Below are 16542 nucleotides of genomic sequence, written 5' to 3'. Positions count from 1 at the left end.
GTGCGCGCAAAAATGAGAGTTGAAGCAAATTGTAGTTATAAAGCACATATACCTCAAATGTTAACTGTTCCAGGAAAATTAATATTAGATGATCATACAATAATATTTAAAGCTTATGGCAAAGATCATACACCATTTGACTTGCAGTTTGATACTGACAAAGTTGTTCGATATAAGCAATCTAAAGGATTGTTAGGTGGTAAGTTATTCATATATTACAATGACCATGAGTGGTATAAGTTTAGACATTTTTCAAAAGAGGATTTAAAAGCAATCAATGCAGTATTGAAAATAAATTAATTTCTAAAAATATAGTAAAAACCATTGATAATCCGAGAAAAATTAGTAATTCAAATTATATGCGTATGCTTCCCTAGGGTGCCGTCTCCGTCTGTAGTCTTCGACTGGCATTTCTCCCTCAGGATTTAGTGCATATATTTTTGAAGTTTATTGAAAACAAAGTTATTTAATCTGTATGGGCTCTAATTTTAAAAGTCAAAAAATGATAAGTTTGCAAAATTTGAATATTTCCATTATAATACCTTATTATTTATATCGGAAATAGGTGATTAAATGACTTGGATGATAATTAGTGGACTCATCGTCGGTGTGTTACTAGGATTTGTAATGCAACGTACAAGATTCTGCCTCGCAGGCGGGTTCAGAGATATGTATGTTCAAAAAAGTAATAAAATGTTCTATGCCTTATTGGTAGCAATCACAGTTCAGAGTATAGGGCTACTCATATTGACAAGCTTTGGAGCTATTAAAGTGCCGACTCATACATTTCCTGTAGTTGGAACCATTATAGGTTCGTTTATCTTCGGCATAGGTATAGTACTCGCAGGAGGATGTGCCACTGGAACGTGGTACCGTGCTGGTGAAGGACTCATAGGTAGTTGGGTGGCGCTCATCTTATACGCAGTGACTTCTGCAATTACAAAAACGGGTGTATTACTTCCATTGATGAACGTAATCAATCGACCTACAAATGTGAATGTGAGTGTAAGTCATTCAACAGGCATTCCGAACTGGGTACTTGTTTTAATTTTAACAGTGATTACAATCACTTTAGTTGTAAGAACTTTACGTAAACCTAAGGTAATGGTGCCTAAATTAAAGCAAAAGCATACGGGTATTCGACATTATTTATTCGAAAGAAGATACCATCCATTTGTTGCAGGCATTGTTGTCGGTTTAATCGCACTACTTGCATGGCCAATGAGCGAATCCACTGGTCGTCCTTATGGACTTGGGATTACGACGCCATCTGCTAATTTAATAAACTTTTTAGTCTCAGGTAATTCTAAATTTATCGATTGGGGCGTACTTTTAGTACTTGGTATCTTTGTAGGTTCTTATATCGCCGCAAGAGGTTCAAAAGAATTTAAATGGCGCCTTCCTGACAAAAAGACCATTCGTAATAGTGCCTTCGGTGGAATACTGATGGGGTTTGGTGCATCTGTAGCTGGAGGTTGTTCAATCGGTAATGGCCTTGTAGAAACTGCCACAATGAGTTGGCAAGGATGGATAGGCTTAGGATCAATGATTATTGGAGTATGGTTTATGAGTTACTTTATTTTCGTTAAACCTATGAAAAGGTTGCAACAAACGACAAATAACAAATCTCAAAATAATACAGTAAGTCAACGTACTTAAACAACATAAGGAGGTTATTCTATGGTACATGAATTAGGTACAGTAGGTATGGTATGTCCATTCCCACTTATAGAAGCTCAAAAGAAAATGCAAGAATTAAATCAAGGCGATGAATTAAAAATAGACTTTGACTGTACACAAGCTACTGAAGCTTTGCCTAATTGGGCGGCTGAAAATGGCTACCCTGTAACGAATTATGAACAATTAGATGATGCTTCATGGACAATCACTGTTCAGAAAGCTTAAATCATATATGAGGTGAGGCTAGCGGAATCGTGTGATTTCGCTAGCTTTTTTGTATCGTTTCAGCATAATTATTATAGTTAGAATGTTAAATAAACTGACGCTACGTGTAATATTACCTTACCGATTTTTGCGCTTCCATCAATCACTCATTATGATGTTGATAAAGGAAGTGGTAAGAATGAATATGGATGATACAATTTTCCTATTTTTATGTACATTATTAGTTTGGTTAATGACTCCAGGTCTTAGTTTATTTTATGGAGGACTTGTCCAATCGAAGAATGCATTAAATACAGTTATGCAAAGTATGGCAGCAATTGTTATTGTCACATTCGCATGGATGATTATTGGTTTTTCAATTAGTTTTGACCAAGGTAACGACTGGCTTGGTGGTTTTAAATTTCTAGGTTTAAATCACGTTGGTTTTGCAATTTCTAAAACTATTAGTCCTCACGTCCCTCTCGCACTTTTCATGTTATTCCAAATGATGTTTTGTACTATCGCGGTTTCGATTTTATCAGGTTCTATAGCTGAAAAAATGAGATTTATCCCTTATCTTATTTTTGTTGGTTTATGGGTAGTATTTATTTATAGTCCAGTTGCACACTGGGTATGGGGTGGAGGCTGGATTAGTAAACTTGGTGCCATCGATTACGCCGGTGGAACAGTTGTACATATTACCTCAGGTGTGTCCGGTTTAATTTTAGGGATAATGATTGGGGTAGGAAAGAAACAAGAGAAGCATACCCCTCATAATTTACTCATTACGCTAATTGGAGGCATTTTAGTTTGGTTAGGTTGGTACGGATTCAATGTCGGCAGTGCGTTCACATTTGATCAAATCGCGATGGTATCGTTTGTCAATACTGTCATCGCTGCAAGTGCCGGTGCATTTGGCTGGTTGATTTTAGAATATGCTTTGAAAAAGACAACAAGTCTATTAGGCCTTTTATCTGGTGCACTTTCTGGGCTTGTGGCAATCACTCCAGCTGCAGGTTATGTCAATTATCTTAGTGCAGTCATTATCGCTGTAATTGGTGGTATCGGATGCTACGTTGTTATCAATTTAATTAAAGTGAAATTACAATATAACGATGCGCTCGATGCGTTTGGTATTCATGGCGTTGGTGGTGTGCTTGGTGCAGTACTTACAGGTGTCTTTCAGTCTCACAAGGTAAATGATGCCGTGGAAAATGGTCTCATATACACAGGCGATTTCAAAGTTATTTTAATACAATTAGCAGCAGCGCTTGCCACTGTGGTATTCAGTGCAATTGTTACATACATGATTGCTAGAATAATTAAGTCATTTACACCATTAGCAACTACTGAAGAAGAAGACAAAACTGGACTCGATGCAATTGTTCATGGTGAAAAAGCATACTTCTATGGTGAATTAAATAAATTTAATCGTCGTATGAAATTCTAGTCCAACATATAGAAAGTGAATCTTACTCACTTATCATGTCGATATCATTTGAACTATCACTTATTTAATGAGGATATATATGTGATGAAATATGTTCAAGTTAATACATACATGATAGGTGAGTTTTCTTTTGAAAAATATTTCCAATATCGTTAAGTGAGCAGATGTATTTAAACGTATCGTTTCCAGATTTTTGAATGTCGATTCATTTTCCATAAAATTCTCATGATTAAAACTAAAAATCTACATCTAAATACGTAGCTCATATGTTAAAATATTAAAGTTAAGAAGAAAGCAAAATGAGTTGAGAGTAGGAGTGAAAACATGGCGGAATGGACACGTGAAGCACGTTATCAACGAATAGAAGATGTTGATACAGAGACGTTTATGGAACTAAAAAAACGAGTCGATGCTTCTCCATACAGACAGACATATCATATTCAGCCTGAAACAGGATTGCTAAATGATCCTAACGGCCTTATCTATTATGATGGGCGTTATTACATATCACATCAGTGGTTCCCATTAGGAGCAGTACATGGACTTAAATATTGGTTTAATTATACCAGTGATGATTTGGTACACTTTGAATCTCAAGGGCCTATACTAGAGCCGGATACGAAATATGACAGTCACGGTGTGTATATCGGTAGTGCCTTTGAATATAATGGGCATCTCTATTATATGTATACTGGAAATCATCGAGATCATCATTGGAACCGTGTATCTAGTCAAATGATTGCTCGACTTAAAGAAGACGGAACAGTAGAGAAATTTCCTAAGCCGGTTATTCATGGACAACCAGAGGGTTACACAAGTCATTTCAGAGATCCTAAAGTATTTGAAAAGGACGGTAAACTATATGCGATATTAGGCGCCCAAACCAATAATGAACAAGGTCGATTGGTTTTATATCGTAGTGAAGATGTTGTGAATTGGACATTCTTAGGTGAGATTCAAACAGATTTAAGTCAATTCGGATATATGTGGGAATGTCCAGATTATTTCGAGTTAGACGGTCATGATGTTATACTTTTCTGCCCACAAGGGGTTGAAGCGGAAGGTGAAAAGTATCGAAATATTTATCAATCAGGTTATATGATAGGGAATTTAGATATTGAAAATATGACATTTGACCATCAAGCGTTTCAAGAATTAGATAGAGGATTTGACTTCTATGCACCGCAAACTTTTGTGGATAAACATGGAAAACGCATATTAATTGGTTGGATGGGACTACCAGACATTGATTATCCAACTGATTCTGAAGGATGGGCGCATTGTTTAACAATTCCTCGAGAACTCACAATAGAAAATGGTAAATTAAAGCAACGTCCACTCAAGGCGTTAGAAACTTTAAGAACGAATAAAGAAACTGCTTTAGGCTATGCAAATAAATTTAATCGCAAATTGCATCCTTATGAAGGAAAGCAATATGAAATGATTATTGATATTTTGGAAAATGATGCAACAGAAGTATATTTCGAATTAAGAAGTTCAAGAAATGAATCCACACTTATTATTTATAATCAACGTGAAAATACTATTACGCTTGATCGTTCTGATAGTGGTTTATTGCCAACAAATGTAGACGGGACAGCACGCACAACTAGGTTAGATACACCGCTCAATCAATTACACATCTTTGTCGATACTTCAAGTATTGAAATATTCTGTAATGATGGGGAACGCGTGTTAACTTCAAGAATTTTCCCTAGTGAAAATGCGACAGGTATCAAAGCATCCACAGAATCAGGACAAGTTTATTTACAATTTACGAAATACGAATTAAAGAAATAATTCGATATCAATGAAGAAACCCAGCTTTCACCTCAAATAGGGAGGAGAAAGCTGGGTTTTATTATGTGTGTATTAGATTTTTTTAACATTACGTACGGATGCGAAACAATTTTCGCCATTTTTGAAGTAAACCATACGCTCTTTTGAATCAATGGATTCAATATTATGCCGATTGACCACAAAACTATTGTGACATCTAAAGAAGCGATCATCGAGTTGCGCTAATTCTTTCAAATTACCATAAAACTCAATTTGGCGATTATCTAAATGCGCAATGAGTCGGTGCGACTTTGTAGATGATTCAAAGAACATAATATCATCATATTGAACATAAACTGAATTACTACCACGTTTTAATTCAATTGTTTCAACATTACTCTCTTTAGATAATAATTTAAGTCGTGTATGTGCCGTTTCAAGACAATCAATAATTCTTGTCTTTAACTCTGAAGTGTCATCTTTGAAAATAAAATCCATAGCAGCCACTTTATAAACGAAAGTTAAATAAGTGAGTTCACTATGACTTGTAACAAAGATAATATTGCCTACAGGATCATGTTTACGGATTTCACTACCCAATTTGATGCCGTTCATATCAGCTTCTAATTGAATATCTAAAAAATAACAACCAATATCATTCATTTCTTTAGATTGTTCAAGAACCTCATAAGGATCATCAGTTGCGAGCGCTAACTCCATCGGTTTTTCTTCAATCATAATATAATTTTTGATAATTGATGCCATATTTTCTCTTTGTCTCGGATCGTCTTCGCAAACGAATATCTTCATCTGTTATCACATCCTTATGCTTCGTTCTTAGTATTGATGATTTCTACTTTTTGAACAAAATAACCATTTTCGATAACGGTATCTAATAAAACATTTTCGTTTTCATCAGTCAGTTCTTTAAGGGTAGATAAACCTAAACCTCTGTTATCACCTTTCGTAGAAAAGCCTTCTTCAAATAATTCATGAATTTTAGGGGTATTATCGCTACATTTATTCATCACAATGAATGTAACAGATTCTTCGTTATCAATAAAGGCAATTCGAATAAGTGGATCTTCAAGTGCCTCTGATGCCTCAATAGCATTATCTAAAATAATTCCAGTAATACGACTGAGTTCAATTGTGTTCATGTTGATATTATCAATTTCATCAGGTACTTCAATACTAATTGGTATTTCTTTCTCTTGCGCTTGAAGAAACTTAGTTGTGATTAATCCCTTAATTTCTCTAACTTTTAAATTTTCAATCCCATTCAATTTAATTGAACGTGTCTTCATATTATCTTTCAATGGCACGATCTGTTCATTGAAATACTTTTTAAGCCCTTGCATATCATCCTCACGAATAAACTCAGATAGAGTAGAAAGAATATTAACATAATCATGACGGAACTTACGCATTTCATTATTAATAGTCTCAATACGTAACGTATATTCATAATATGTTTCAATTTCATCTAGATTACGCTTATATTTCATTTCACGAAGTACGGTGTAAGAGAGAATGATTAAAATTATAAGTATTACTAAGACAATACCTACATAAAGATATGTATAAAGTCTAAAAGTTTGAAAATCTAAATCTTCATTTCGAGTAAAGATAAATAATATGAAAAAGGTAATAACTAAGAAAATGGAAATAATTGAAATATATATTTTGTTAGTATATAGGTAAGATTTCTTAATACGATTTATTAAAAATTTGATAGAGTTCGCTAACACTATAGCCCATATACCAAAACTTATAAGATATACAACCAAATAAACAATAGAGTTACGTGTATAATCTTCAAACCACGCAATTAAAAGTATTGTGAAAAAGTTACATAAATATAATATGATGTTAGTTCCAAATATCGTCAAAATAGATAATAATTTTATTTTTCTATAAAAGAATATTATTGAAATCAAAATTATAAGAATTAAAACATTATTACCTACAAAGTAAAATAATAAATTTACAGGGATCATTAATCCAAGAATGAATAAATAATCCCTTAAATTATATTTAATCCCTGCAAGAACTCTAGCTACATAGAATATTGTAGCTAATTGAAAAAAACTAGTTATCCAATCATTCAAGCCTTCCATAAAATACACACTTTCTGTAAATGACTTATAACAGTTGTTTGAAGTTATTTTTTGTATATTTCAAGTAGTTCTTTTGGTACTTCAGGTTCATCAAAATAGTAACTACAAGTACTATAACCAGCTATAAAGCCAATTTTTTCAAAAACAGCAGTGATCACTTTAAATAGTAAATTAATAATTTGCATCATTTTAATACATCCTCCTTATTAGTAGAAAAAATAGGTAATAGGGTGAGAGATTCAACAAACATACCCCAGATAACAAAATATACAAAAGGTTCTTTAATAAAAATACAAGCGATTAAAATCAAAATACATGTTACAACAGAACCAAGCTGTTTTCTTTTTATAAGGTGTTTTGGTATCGGTTGCTTTTTTGTTTCCGATGGAGCATATTTTATAATAATAATTAAACTTAATACCCCAGTAACAATTAGTGCATACACGTTAATATGAAAAAGAGTTAGTAACCAAGGTATAAGTATAAAAATAATGATATTCACAATATGACACATTAACGATGAGTTAGCATGTGCACCATGTGCATTCCTCCGTATTAAAAAGTAAGTTATATGAGTTAATAATGTGTATACAAAAATACGAAAAATGAGAGCTAACCCATAAACGACTATTGTTTTTTCAATATTTATTGCAACAACTTGCATACCTAAACGAACTTTTAAAAATTGTATATGATCTAAATTATTTTTTCTTTGTAGGTAGTTAGCAAATTGTTCAATCTTTCTATCAATTATTTTCACTTATCTACTACTCTCCTCATAATTCATTATACAATTTTGTGCAACTCAATTTAAGAAATATGCCTAACTGTTATATAAATATACCTAAGTGTTATTTTTAATTCCTAAGTGATATTTTAACATAAAAAAAATTACAGTTATGTATGTTTTTTTGCGAGTTAAGAAATATTTGTTTCATTATGTAGAATGCATGTTTTAATAGACTCATATCACAGAGATGTGATGGAAAGATAGTTGAAAAATTTGCTTAATCTTAACTGAATGATTTTTCCCTAATCATTCAAATCCATTATTTAGTCGGAAGGAGTGAAGTTGACATGGCATCAGATATCATTTCTACAATCAGTGATTTAATCAAATGGATCATTGATACAGTTAAAAAATTCAAAAAATAAGTTTTGAATTTTTCATTGTAACTTTGTTTTCTTCGTATAGTATGACTAAGAAATGGATTGTTAAGCCATCCCAACTTAACAATCCAGAATTCTTGAATAGCAAGTGAGCAACATTTGCTATAAAGCTGTAGTTTCCTTGGACTCAGTGTTACGTATTATTCTTAGCTACCTTTAATTAGGTAATTATTTCTAGCATGTAAGCTATCGTAAACAACATTCAATTTATCATTAATAAAATAGATAAATTCACTAAAATTTTTTCATAATTAATAACATCCCCAAAAAATAGATTGAAAAAATAACTGTAAAAACATTCCCTTAATAATAAGTTATCAAAGCCGTGAGTCCCTCCCAAGCTCACGGCTTATTTTTATTTGTATAAATGAGGTTTTAAATTCTTGAAGACAGGAATAGACTCCCGTTGTTTATCCACTAACTCTAGATCTATAGTAGTTGTAAGTAAACCTTCGTCACTTCCCAATTCTTGTATGATTTCACCATTAGGGTTAATTACTGTGGAGTAACCTGCATATTCAGTATTCCCATCATTGCCACAACCATTTGCCGCTACAACGTACATATCATTTTCAATTGCTCTTGCTTTGAGGAGTGAAAGCCAATGATTAAGTCTAGCACTTGGCCATTGAGCTACATAGAATGCGATTTTAGCACCGCTTTTAGCAGGATATCTTAATAATTCTGGAAATCTTAAGTCATAACAGATAATTTGAGTTGCTAGTGTTCCGTCTGATAATTTGAAAGGCTCAGGCACGATATTTCCATCTGAAAGAAATTCAGGTTCTCTTAACATAGGTACGAGATGTACTTTATCATATTCATTAATTAATTCGCCGTCTTTATTGACTGAAAATGCCGTATTGTATACATTTTCATTTTTAATATTAGAAACAGATCCAGCGACAATATCTACATTAAATTCCTTAGCAAGTTGAGATATAAATGGAAAACTTCTTTTTAAATTGGTGTCAGATTTATCTTCAAGTTCTTCTAACGCATAACCGTTATTCCACATTTCAGGTAAAACAACGACATCAGTATCATCATCTAAGTATTCATTAAACCAATTTGTGATTTTAGTTTCATTTTCTTCCGGATTACCGTAAGCCACGTGAAATTGAAAAAGTTGAATTTTCATATTCTTCACTCCTCATTTGAGTTTATCTATAAGATACTAAAGTTATCTATTAAAAGCAAAGAAGCGCCTGTGGTTGATTTACACAGACGCTAACTCAAAGATTATTTTTTTACGATAAAACGATCTTCGATAGGTTTAATTTCTTTTTCTTTAGCTTCTTCACGTACATCACCGAAAGGCATTTGTGCAATTAATTTCCAAGTTTTAGGAATATCGAATTCACTTGCAGTTGCTTCATCCACGATTGGATTGTAGTGTTGTAAAGAAGCGCCAATACCTTGTGTAGCCAATGCAGTCCATATAGCGTATTGATGCATAGCGTTTGCTTGATTAGACCAGATTTCAAAATTCTCATAGAAATTAGGCATTTTATCTTGTAAAGCGTTAATCACACTTTGATCTTCATAATAAAGAATTGTACCGTGTGAATGTTTAAAATTATCAATTTTTTGTCGAGTTGGTTCAAAATCTCTATCTTGTCCCATTGTTTCTTTCAGTATCGACTTTGTCGTTTCCCAAAACTTTTCATTTTTATCATTTAAAAGTAAAACGATTCTCGTAGATTGTGAGTTGAATGCTGAAGGTACGTGTTTAACAGCATGTGAAATGATTCCTTCAAGTTCTTCATCACTTATAGAAATCGATTTTTCTAAATTATAAATCGTTCTTCTACTTTCAATTGCTTCACTAAATGTTGGTTCTTTTTCATTTTTATTTAAAAATCCCATTTTAAAATACTCCTTTGTTTATGATGTATATTCACTATAATAATTATACTTTTCAAAGTAAACAAATAATTACTATGAAGTTTCAACTATATTAATATTCATTTTCAAAAGACTTATTTAAATGCAAAAGTCTTTTATTTTATATATACTAAGGATGATAAGAAAAAGAAAAGGGGAGGTGATTGGGTGATGAAAAATATTAAATTAAAGCATTCGTTTGTATTAACAGGCTTTGCCTTTATGCTAAGTACGTCTATGTTAGATCATCAAGCTCACGCAGCTGAAAATGAAATCGCAAACCATGCAAATTCTGATACGGAATTGAATCATACTGACTCTGTCAATTCATCTTCTAACGATGAGAATACACTAAAAGAGCAACCTCAAAACAATATAAATGACGTTTCTACTTCTGAAAATGAAAGTGCAGATAATTCTGATGCAAATACAACGAGTGAGGTAAATTCAGATTTGGATTCTGACAGCGATTTAAATTCAAATAGCGATGCAGATTCTGATAGTAATTCAGATTCCGATAGCGATGCAGATTCTGATCATAATTCCGATAGTGATTCAGACAGTCATTCAGACTCAGATCAAGGTTCGGATTCCGATAGTGACTCAGACTCTGATTCAGACCAAGGTTCCGATTCAGATAGCGACTCAGACTCTGATCACAATTCAGACTCAGATTCAGACAGTGACTCCGATTCTGATCACGGTTCCGATTCCGGTAGTGATTCTGATTCAGATAGTGACTCAGGCTCAGATTCAGACCACAGTTCGGACTCAGATCACGGTTCAGACTCAGATAGCGATTCGGGTTCTGACCATGGTTCAGACTCAGATCAAGGTTCGGATTCCGACAGCGATTCCGATTCAGATAGCGGCTCCGACTCCAATCACGGTTCAGATCATGACCACTCATCAGATAGTGGCGGGCATCATCCAGGTGGTCGCGATTCAGGATCTCATGGAAATAATAACCATGGTTCAAACGGTTCGGATGGTAACAACAATAATGGTCATTCCACTCATGGTTCATCAGGTAACTCACATGGGTCTCACCAGGATAATCCAAATCAACCACCTAAATCTGATAACAATAATGGAGGAACGGATAGTCCAGGGAATGGAAACTATGGAAGCCATAACAGTAATAATGATAGTGGCCCTCCATATAAAAGAAACCCGAACACGGACAACAGTTCAGACTATCCACAATCGAATCATCAATCACAGCACTATGATCGCAATCAATTTATTTGGAATAGAACAGGTTCAGCTGTAAATCACAATCATTATAATACTAGTAATGAAAAAACTGACGACAACTCTATTCTGAACCGTTTTAAAAATTTAGCGAGTGGTGCGTATAAATACAATCCATTTTTAATTAACCAAGTGAGAAATTTAAACACTGAAAATGGGGAAATTACTGATAGTGATATTTACAGTTTATTTAGAAAACAAAATTTTAGTGGGAATGAGTATTTAAATTCTTTACAAAAAGGGTCTAACTATTTTAGATTCCAATATTTTAATCCATTAAATGCTAGTAAATATTATGAAAATCTAGATGAGCAAGTTTTAGCACTTATCACTGGCGAAATCGGTTCAATGCCAGATTTGAAAAAACCTACTGATAAAGAGGATTCAAATCATAGTGCCTTTAAAAATCACAGCGAAGATCAAATCACAACCAATGATGAAGAACAAACGGATGACTATAAAAATAAGAAGAAATTTAATCGCACCCTCATTACACTAAGTAGTGTGATTGTTGTCATATTTGCAGGTGTAGTAGGTATGTTCTTATATAATAGAAAGAACAATCAACAATAACAAAGAAAGCATCTAATCATGTACGTTCCGCAACATTATACATGATTAGATGCTCTTTATTTTAAAATAAAATGTAGAATAAAGTTTGCTTGTTCTTGAGCTTTCTTCAACGCATCGCCACCAAACACTTGCATCAGTACCACTGTACCATTTTGCAACATATGAATACCGATTGGAACAGCAATCCGCTTAGTATATACATAAGCAATTGAAAATATCATACCCATACCAAAGTACATAGGAATGAATTTAAAATCGTTATGAGCTAAAGCAAAAATAAGCGAGCTGACTATCGAAGCAATGAGAAAGCTTACGGCACGAGGCCCTTTAATAGCATTATATATTTCTCCGAAAAATACCTTTCTGAAGACAAATTCTTCCAATATTGGTCCTACAATAGAAATTAAAACAATGAATACAGGCATTTGTTTTGCAATTACCATTAAACGTTCTGTATTTGGACTCTTTTGAGGGCTACCATTAATTGCAAAGAAAATTAAACCCACAATCACTTGGTAGATCATAACAATACAGAAACCGAGCAATGCCCATGGCACAATATATCTTTTAGGTTCTTTTTTACTAGCTTCTAGTGTAGTAGGATTCTTCACCTTTAAATTGATTAAAATAATAATAACAGCAGCTAGAATAAATAAAGAAACTTGAGTATAAATCATAAATTGAGTGCTTTCTATTTTTGACATGTGACCGAGCCAATTGCTTCTAAGAATGAAACCAGGTAGCATTTGAGCCAAGCCATATATGAGCACCGTTAATAAAGATACCCAAAATCTTCTCATAACTTACCTCCATCTATATTTAAGTATAGTTTATTTTATCGTAAATAATTGTGATGTACAAAATTTAATCGGCTACCTTTTCACTTGAAAAGTTGACCAACTTTGATTAATATAAAAATTAGGTTAGCACTCTATTATTCTAAGTGCTAAATCACATGCGAATAAAGGAGGAACAATCATGCTTAAACCATTAGGAAATCGTGTGATTATTGAAAAGAAAGAGCAAGAACAAACAACTAAAAGTGGTATCGTGTTAACTGATAGCGCTAAAGAAAAATCAAATGAAGGTGTAATCATCGCAGTAGGCCAAGGACGTTTACTAGACAATGGTTCACGAGTTGCTCCTGAAGTAAGTGAAGGTGACACTGTCGTTTTCCAACAATACGCAGGTACAGAAGTTAAACGCGGTGACGATACTTACTTAGTTTTAAATGAAGAAGATATTTTAGCAGTAATTCAATAATTTTAAAAATAAATTTATAAACACTAAACGACAATCAAAGAATTTCTAAAATTGGAGGTATTATAAAATATGGCAAAAGATCTTAAATTCTCAGAAGACGCGCGTCAAGCGATGCTAAGAGGTGTAGATAAATTAGCAAACGCTGTAAAAGTGACGATTGGTCCTAAAGGACGCAATGTAGTATTAGATAAAGAATATACAACACCATTAATTACAAACGATGGGGTTACAATTGCTAAAGAAATTGAATTAGAAGACCCTTATGAAAATATGGGCGCAAAATTAGTGCAAGAAGTTGCTAATAAAACGAACGAAATCGCTGGTGACGGTACGACTACAGCGACTGTTTTAGCTCAATCTATGATTCAAGAAGGCTTGAAAAACGTGACTAGCGGTGCCAATCCAGTTGGTTTAAGACAAGGTATCGACAAAGCAGTGAAAGTTGCCGTTGAAGCACTTCATGATATTTCTCAAAAAGTTGAAAATAAAAATGAAATTGCACAAGTAGGTGCCATCTCAGCTGCAGATGAAGAAATCGGTCAATATATCTCAGAGGCAATGGATAAAGTAGGTAATGACGGAGTTATTACAATTGAAGAATCAAATGGCTTCAATACTGAATTAGAAGTTGTTGAAGGTATGCAGTTTGATCGTGGTTACCAATCTCCATACATGGTTACAGATTCAGACAAAATGATTGCTGAATTAGAAAGACCTTACATTCTAGTAACTGATAAGAAAATTTCATCATTCCAAGATATTCTTCCTTTATTAGAACAAGTCGTTCAATCAAGTCGTCCGATTTTAATCGTTGCTGATGAGGTTGAAGGTGACGCATTAACTAATATCGTCTTAAACCGTATGCGTGGCACATTCACAGCAGTTGCAGTTAAAGCACCTGGCTTTGGTGACCGTCGTAAAGCAATGTTAGAAGATTTAGCTATTTTAACAGGTGCACAAGTGATTACTGACGATTTAGGCTTAGAATTAAAAGATGCGACAATCGATATGTTAGGTTCAGCTAACAAAGTTGAAGTAACTAAAGATAATACAACTGTCGTTGATGGCGATGGTGATGAAAATAATATCGACGCACGAGTAAGTCAAATCAAAGCTCAAATCGAAGAAACTGATTCAGACTTCGATAGAGAGAAATTACAAGAGCGTTTAGCTAAATTAGCCGGTGGGGTTGCAGTCATTAAAGTAGGTGCTGCAAGTGAAACTGAACTTAAAGAACGTAAATTACGTATTGAAGATGCGCTTAACTCTACTCGAGCTGCAGTTGAAGAAGGTATTGTTGCCGGTGGTGGTACTGCCTTAGTTAATATCTATAAAAAGGTAAGCGAAATCGAGGCAGAAGGCGACGTTGAAACAGGCGTAAATATCGTACTTAAAGCGCTACAAGCTCCTGTACGTCAAATTGCTGAAAATGCTGGCTTAGAAGGCTCAATTATTGTAGAACGCTTGAAAAACGCAGACCCTGGTGTAGGCTTCAACGCTGCTACAAATGAATGGGTAAATATGCTAGAAGAAGGTATTGTAGACCCTACGAAAGTTACACGTTCAGCATTACAACACGCTGCAAGTGTTGCTGCAATGTTCTTAACAACTGAAGCGGTAGTCGCTACAATCCCTGAAAAAGACAATAACGATCAAGCAGGTATGGGCGGCATGCCAGGTATGATGTAATTGAATCAATGATTAATGATTAAAGTTTAACTCCTTTCAAAGTGATTAATTTCCTTTGAAGGGAGTTATTTGTATCATTTTTTTGAAAACGATGTCGAAACGAGTATTTTTATTTAAAATAATATATTATAATTAATTTAACTATAATGTTAGTGAGACGAGCATATATCAATTCATAATATTTACTATCGTTTCAATTTTTAAAAACGTTATTGTTCAATAATTTTAGGAGGATTTAACAACAATGAAAGACAACAAACCTAAAGATGTAAACAAATTAAAACAATTATCCAGCAAAAATTATTTAGGTTATGGTACCGCAAGCGCATTAACTTTAGCTCTATACCTATTTTCAGGAAATGCGAGCGCACATGCTGAACAAAATAATAGTGACCAACCGCAAGATAAGAAGGTAGCGACAACATCCACTGAAAAGAGTGATAAAACAGTACAAACAACACCTGCGACTCAAAATGCGAGTAATCAACAAAATACAAATAATCAACAACCTGCTGATACTTCAACTAATGAGGATGAAGAAGATTATAGCAGTTTTTACGAAGTCCCAATTCTACATGTTACAGTCTGGTTGGATGAAGACGGCAATATTCTGAAGGATGCAGTTGAAGATGCGAAAACTCCCGAATCAGAGAGAGGACCTGTTAAAATTCCAGGTTATAGATATACACGAATGACAATGTCAGATGGTATTACTAAGTATATCTATAAAAAAGTGAGTAATAACCAAACTACTCCATCCACTGGAAACGCTACAAGCACGAATCAAAGCACACCTGTAGAAACAAAGAAAGAAGAAAAACCAGCTGCAACTCAAGCGCAAAATAAGAATCAAGAAAGTAACAAAGAAGAAACACAAGTAACACCTAGTGACAAAAAAGAAGAAAAGAAACCTACAGAAACAAAGAAAGAAGAAACAACAACTTCAAACACTAAAAAAGATGAAGAAAATAAAGATAAACAAAAAGCTAAAAATAATGGACAAACTCATTTAAACTCAAATGAAGATGAAAATAAACAAACTACTGAAGAGAAACCATTACTACACGTTACAGTTTGGGTAGATGAAAATGGGAACATTCTTAAAGATGCAGTAGAAGATAGTAAAACTACAGCTAATAATAGAAATCCTGTACAAATTGACGGTTATACTTTTGAAAAAACAATTGTAAAAGATGGTATTACAAAACACATTTTCAAAAAAGAGATGACAAAGAAACCTACAGGTAAAACAAAAAATCCTGAGCAAAACCAGAATAAAAAAGCTACTACGAAAGTCAAAGGACATAACAATTCAGAGAATGAAACAGGTGAAGAAAAATCAGATCAAAAAGATAAAGATGAATTGCCAAAAACTGGGGTAGAACAAACTGGTTTTAATCCTGCTGCATTAATGTTACTTGCTGGTTTAGGATTATTAGGATTATATAGAAATAGAACAAAAGAATAAAATTT

Annotated in this window: 17 protein-coding genes; 10 read left to right on the top strand and 7 right to left on the bottom strand. The window is 33.6% G+C overall.

Going from position 1 to position 16542, the window contains the following annotated elements; all coding sequences use genetic code 11:
• The first annotated feature begins 12 nt into the window (after positions 1-12).
• From HMPREF2580_RS03860 to HMPREF2580_RS03840, 5 genes are all read left to right on the top strand, one after another.
• Positions 13-300 carry a hypothetical protein gene (locus tag HMPREF2580_RS03860; protein ID WP_044466876.1) on the top strand — a complete coding sequence of 96 codons (288 nt, stop codon included), beginning with the start codon at positions 13-15 and terminating at the stop codon, positions 298-300.
• A 273-nt stretch (positions 301-573) separates the two neighbouring features.
• On the top strand, positions 574-1659 hold the full coding sequence (locus HMPREF2580_RS03855; RefSeq protein WP_070830521.1) for a YeeE/YedE family protein: 1086 nt from the start codon (positions 574-576) through the stop codon (positions 1657-1659).
• A 21-nt stretch (positions 1660-1680) separates the two neighbouring features.
• Positions 1681-1905 carry a sulfurtransferase TusA family protein gene (locus HMPREF2580_RS03850; protein WP_002445323.1) on the top strand — a complete coding sequence of 75 codons (225 nt, stop codon included), beginning with the start codon at positions 1681-1683 and terminating at the stop codon, positions 1903-1905.
• Between the two features lie 178 nt (positions 1906-2083).
• Positions 2084-3334 carry an ammonium transporter gene (locus HMPREF2580_RS03845; protein ID WP_070830519.1) on the top strand — a complete coding sequence of 417 codons (1251 nt, stop codon included), beginning with the start codon at positions 2084-2086 and terminating at the stop codon, positions 3332-3334.
• A 324-nt stretch (positions 3335-3658) separates the two neighbouring features.
• Positions 3659-5134, top strand: a complete 1476-nt coding sequence (locus HMPREF2580_RS03840) for a sucrose-6-phosphate hydrolase (RefSeq protein WP_070830517.1) — start codon at positions 3659-3661, stop codon at positions 5132-5134.
• Between the two features lie 72 nt (positions 5135-5206).
• Here HMPREF2580_RS03840 and agrA read toward each other — a convergent pair whose 3' ends face one another.
• Genes agrA through HMPREF2580_RS03820 form a run of 4 tightly spaced genes read right to left on the bottom strand, consistent with a single transcriptional unit; the run spans position 5207 to position 7993 of the window.
• Entirely contained in the window at positions 5207-5923 is a 717-nt protein-coding gene (agrA, locus tag HMPREF2580_RS03835; RefSeq protein WP_070830515.1) for a quorum-sensing response regulator AgrA, read from the bottom strand.
• A 14-nt stretch (positions 5924-5937) separates the two neighbouring features.
• Positions 5938-7233: a quorum-sensing sensor histidine kinase AgrC gene (gene agrC / locus HMPREF2580_RS03830; RefSeq protein WP_070830513.1), complete on the bottom strand. Its 1296-nt coding sequence runs from the start codon at positions 7231-7233 to the stop codon at positions 5938-5940.
• 44 nt (positions 7234-7277) lie between these two features.
• On the bottom strand, positions 7278-7421 hold the full coding sequence (gene agrD / locus HMPREF2580_RS03825) for a cyclic lactone autoinducer peptide AgrD (protein ID WP_002445331.1): 144 nt from the start codon (positions 7419-7421) through the stop codon (positions 7278-7280).
• Complete coding sequence (locus tag HMPREF2580_RS03820) at positions 7418-7993, bottom strand: accessory gene regulator AgrB (protein ID WP_070830510.1); 576 nt, start codon at positions 7991-7993, stop codon at positions 7418-7420. Before HMPREF2580_RS03820 ends, agrD begins: the two co-directional genes overlap by 4 nt.
• Before the next feature lie 317 nt (positions 7994-8310).
• Between HMPREF2580_RS03820 and HMPREF2580_RS11960 the strand changes: the two genes are divergently transcribed.
• Positions 8311-8388 carry a delta-lysin family phenol-soluble modulin gene (locus HMPREF2580_RS11960; protein WP_080981464.1) on the top strand — a complete coding sequence of 26 codons (78 nt, stop codon included), beginning with the start codon at positions 8311-8313 and terminating at the stop codon, positions 8386-8388.
• A 370-nt stretch (positions 8389-8758) separates the two neighbouring features.
• Here the strand turns inward: HMPREF2580_RS11960 and HMPREF2580_RS03815 are convergent, their stop codons facing one another.
• Both HMPREF2580_RS03815 and HMPREF2580_RS03810 read right to left on the bottom strand, forming a co-directional pair.
• Positions 8759-9544 carry a carbon-nitrogen family hydrolase gene (locus tag HMPREF2580_RS03815; protein WP_070830508.1) on the bottom strand — a complete coding sequence of 262 codons (786 nt, stop codon included), beginning with the start codon at positions 9542-9544 and terminating at the stop codon, positions 8759-8761.
• A 101-nt stretch (positions 9545-9645) separates the two neighbouring features.
• Positions 9646-10272, bottom strand: coding sequence for a nitroreductase family protein (locus HMPREF2580_RS03810; protein ID WP_070830507.1), 627 nt, complete (start codon positions 10270-10272; stop codon positions 9646-9648).
• Between the two features lie 189 nt (positions 10273-10461).
• On the opposite strand from HMPREF2580_RS03810, the gene HMPREF2580_RS03805 reads away from it, so the two are divergent.
• On the top strand, positions 10462-12117 hold the full coding sequence (locus HMPREF2580_RS03805) for an SdrH family protein (protein WP_070830504.1): 1656 nt from the start codon (positions 10462-10464) through the stop codon (positions 12115-12117).
• Positions 12118-12173: 56 nt separating this feature from the next.
• Here HMPREF2580_RS03805 and mroQ read toward each other — a convergent pair whose 3' ends face one another.
• Positions 12174-12917 (bottom strand): intramembrane glutamic endopeptidase MroQ, encoded by a 744-nt coding sequence (gene mroQ / locus HMPREF2580_RS03800; RefSeq protein ID WP_070830502.1) that lies wholly within the window; start codon positions 12915-12917, stop codon positions 12174-12176.
• Between the two features lie 178 nt (positions 12918-13095).
• On the opposite strand from mroQ, the gene groES reads away from it, so the two are divergent.
• From groES to HMPREF2580_RS03785, 3 genes are all read left to right on the top strand, one after another.
• Positions 13096-13380: a co-chaperone GroES gene (gene groES, locus HMPREF2580_RS03795; protein ID WP_002445339.1), complete on the top strand. Its 285-nt coding sequence runs from the start codon at positions 13096-13098 to the stop codon at positions 13378-13380.
• Positions 13381-13449: 69 nt separating this feature from the next.
• The gene (groL, locus tag HMPREF2580_RS03790) at positions 13450-15069 is read left to right on the top strand and encodes a chaperonin GroEL (protein ID WP_002445341.1); all 1620 of its coding nucleotides are present in this window, start codon (positions 13450-13452) and stop codon (positions 15067-15069) included.
• Between the two features lie 244 nt (positions 15070-15313).
• Positions 15314-16537, top strand: coding sequence for an LPXTG cell wall anchor domain-containing protein (locus HMPREF2580_RS03785; RefSeq protein ID WP_070830500.1), 1224 nt, complete (start codon positions 15314-15316; stop codon positions 16535-16537).
• Positions 16538-16542: the final 5 nt, after the last annotated feature.

The organism is Staphylococcus sp. HMSC036D05 (assembly GCF_001836225.1).
Classification (GTDB): domain Bacteria; phylum Bacillota; class Bacilli; order Staphylococcales; family Staphylococcaceae; genus Staphylococcus; species Staphylococcus caprae.
Note: the sequence above shows the minus strand (reverse complement) of the source record. Positions and strands in the feature narration are given on the sequence as shown.

Coding starts and splice junctions, on each gene's coding strand:
- HMPREF2580_RS03860 (WP_044466876.1), top strand. CDS start 13: ATGAGAGTTGAAGCAAATTGTAGTTATAAAGCACATATACCTCAAATG.
- HMPREF2580_RS03855 (WP_070830521.1), top strand. CDS start 574: ATGACTTGGATGATAATTAGTGGACTCATCGTCGGTGTGTTACTAGGA.
- HMPREF2580_RS03850 (WP_002445323.1), top strand. CDS start 1,681: ATGGTACATGAATTAGGTACAGTAGGTATGGTATGTCCATTCCCACTT.
- HMPREF2580_RS03845 (WP_070830519.1), top strand. CDS start 2,084: ATGAATATGGATGATACAATTTTCCTATTTTTATGTACATTATTAGTT.
- HMPREF2580_RS03840 (WP_070830517.1), top strand. CDS start 3,659: ATGGCGGAATGGACACGTGAAGCACGTTATCAACGAATAGAAGATGTT.
- agrA (WP_070830515.1), bottom strand. CDS start 5,923: ATGAAGATATTCGTTTGCGAAGACGATCCGAGACAAAGAGAAAATATG.
- agrC (WP_070830513.1), bottom strand. CDS start 7,233: ATGGAAGGCTTGAATGATTGGATAACTAGTTTTTTTCAATTAGCTACA.
- agrD (WP_002445331.1), bottom strand. CDS start 7,421: ATGATGCAAATTATTAATTTACTATTTAAAGTGATCACTGCTGTTTTT.
- HMPREF2580_RS11960 (WP_080981464.1), top strand. CDS start 8,311: ATGGCATCAGATATCATTTCTACAATCAGTGATTTAATCAAATGGATC.
- HMPREF2580_RS03815 (WP_070830508.1), bottom strand. CDS start 9,544: ATGAAAATTCAACTTTTTCAATTTCACGTGGCTTACGGTAATCCGGAA.
- HMPREF2580_RS03810 (WP_070830507.1), bottom strand. CDS start 10,272: ATGGGATTTTTAAATAAAAATGAAAAAGAACCAACATTTAGTGAAGCA.
- HMPREF2580_RS03805 (WP_070830504.1), top strand. CDS start 10,462: ATGAAAAATATTAAATTAAAGCATTCGTTTGTATTAACAGGCTTTGCC.
- mroQ (WP_070830502.1), bottom strand. CDS start 12,917: ATGAGAAGATTTTGGGTATCTTTATTAACGGTGCTCATATATGGCTTG.
- groES (WP_002445339.1), top strand. CDS start 13,096: ATGCTTAAACCATTAGGAAATCGTGTGATTATTGAAAAGAAAGAGCAA.
- groL (WP_002445341.1), top strand. CDS start 13,450: ATGGCAAAAGATCTTAAATTCTCAGAAGACGCGCGTCAAGCGATGCTA.
- HMPREF2580_RS03785 (WP_070830500.1), top strand. CDS start 15,314: ATGAAAGACAACAAACCTAAAGATGTAAACAAATTAAAACAATTATCC.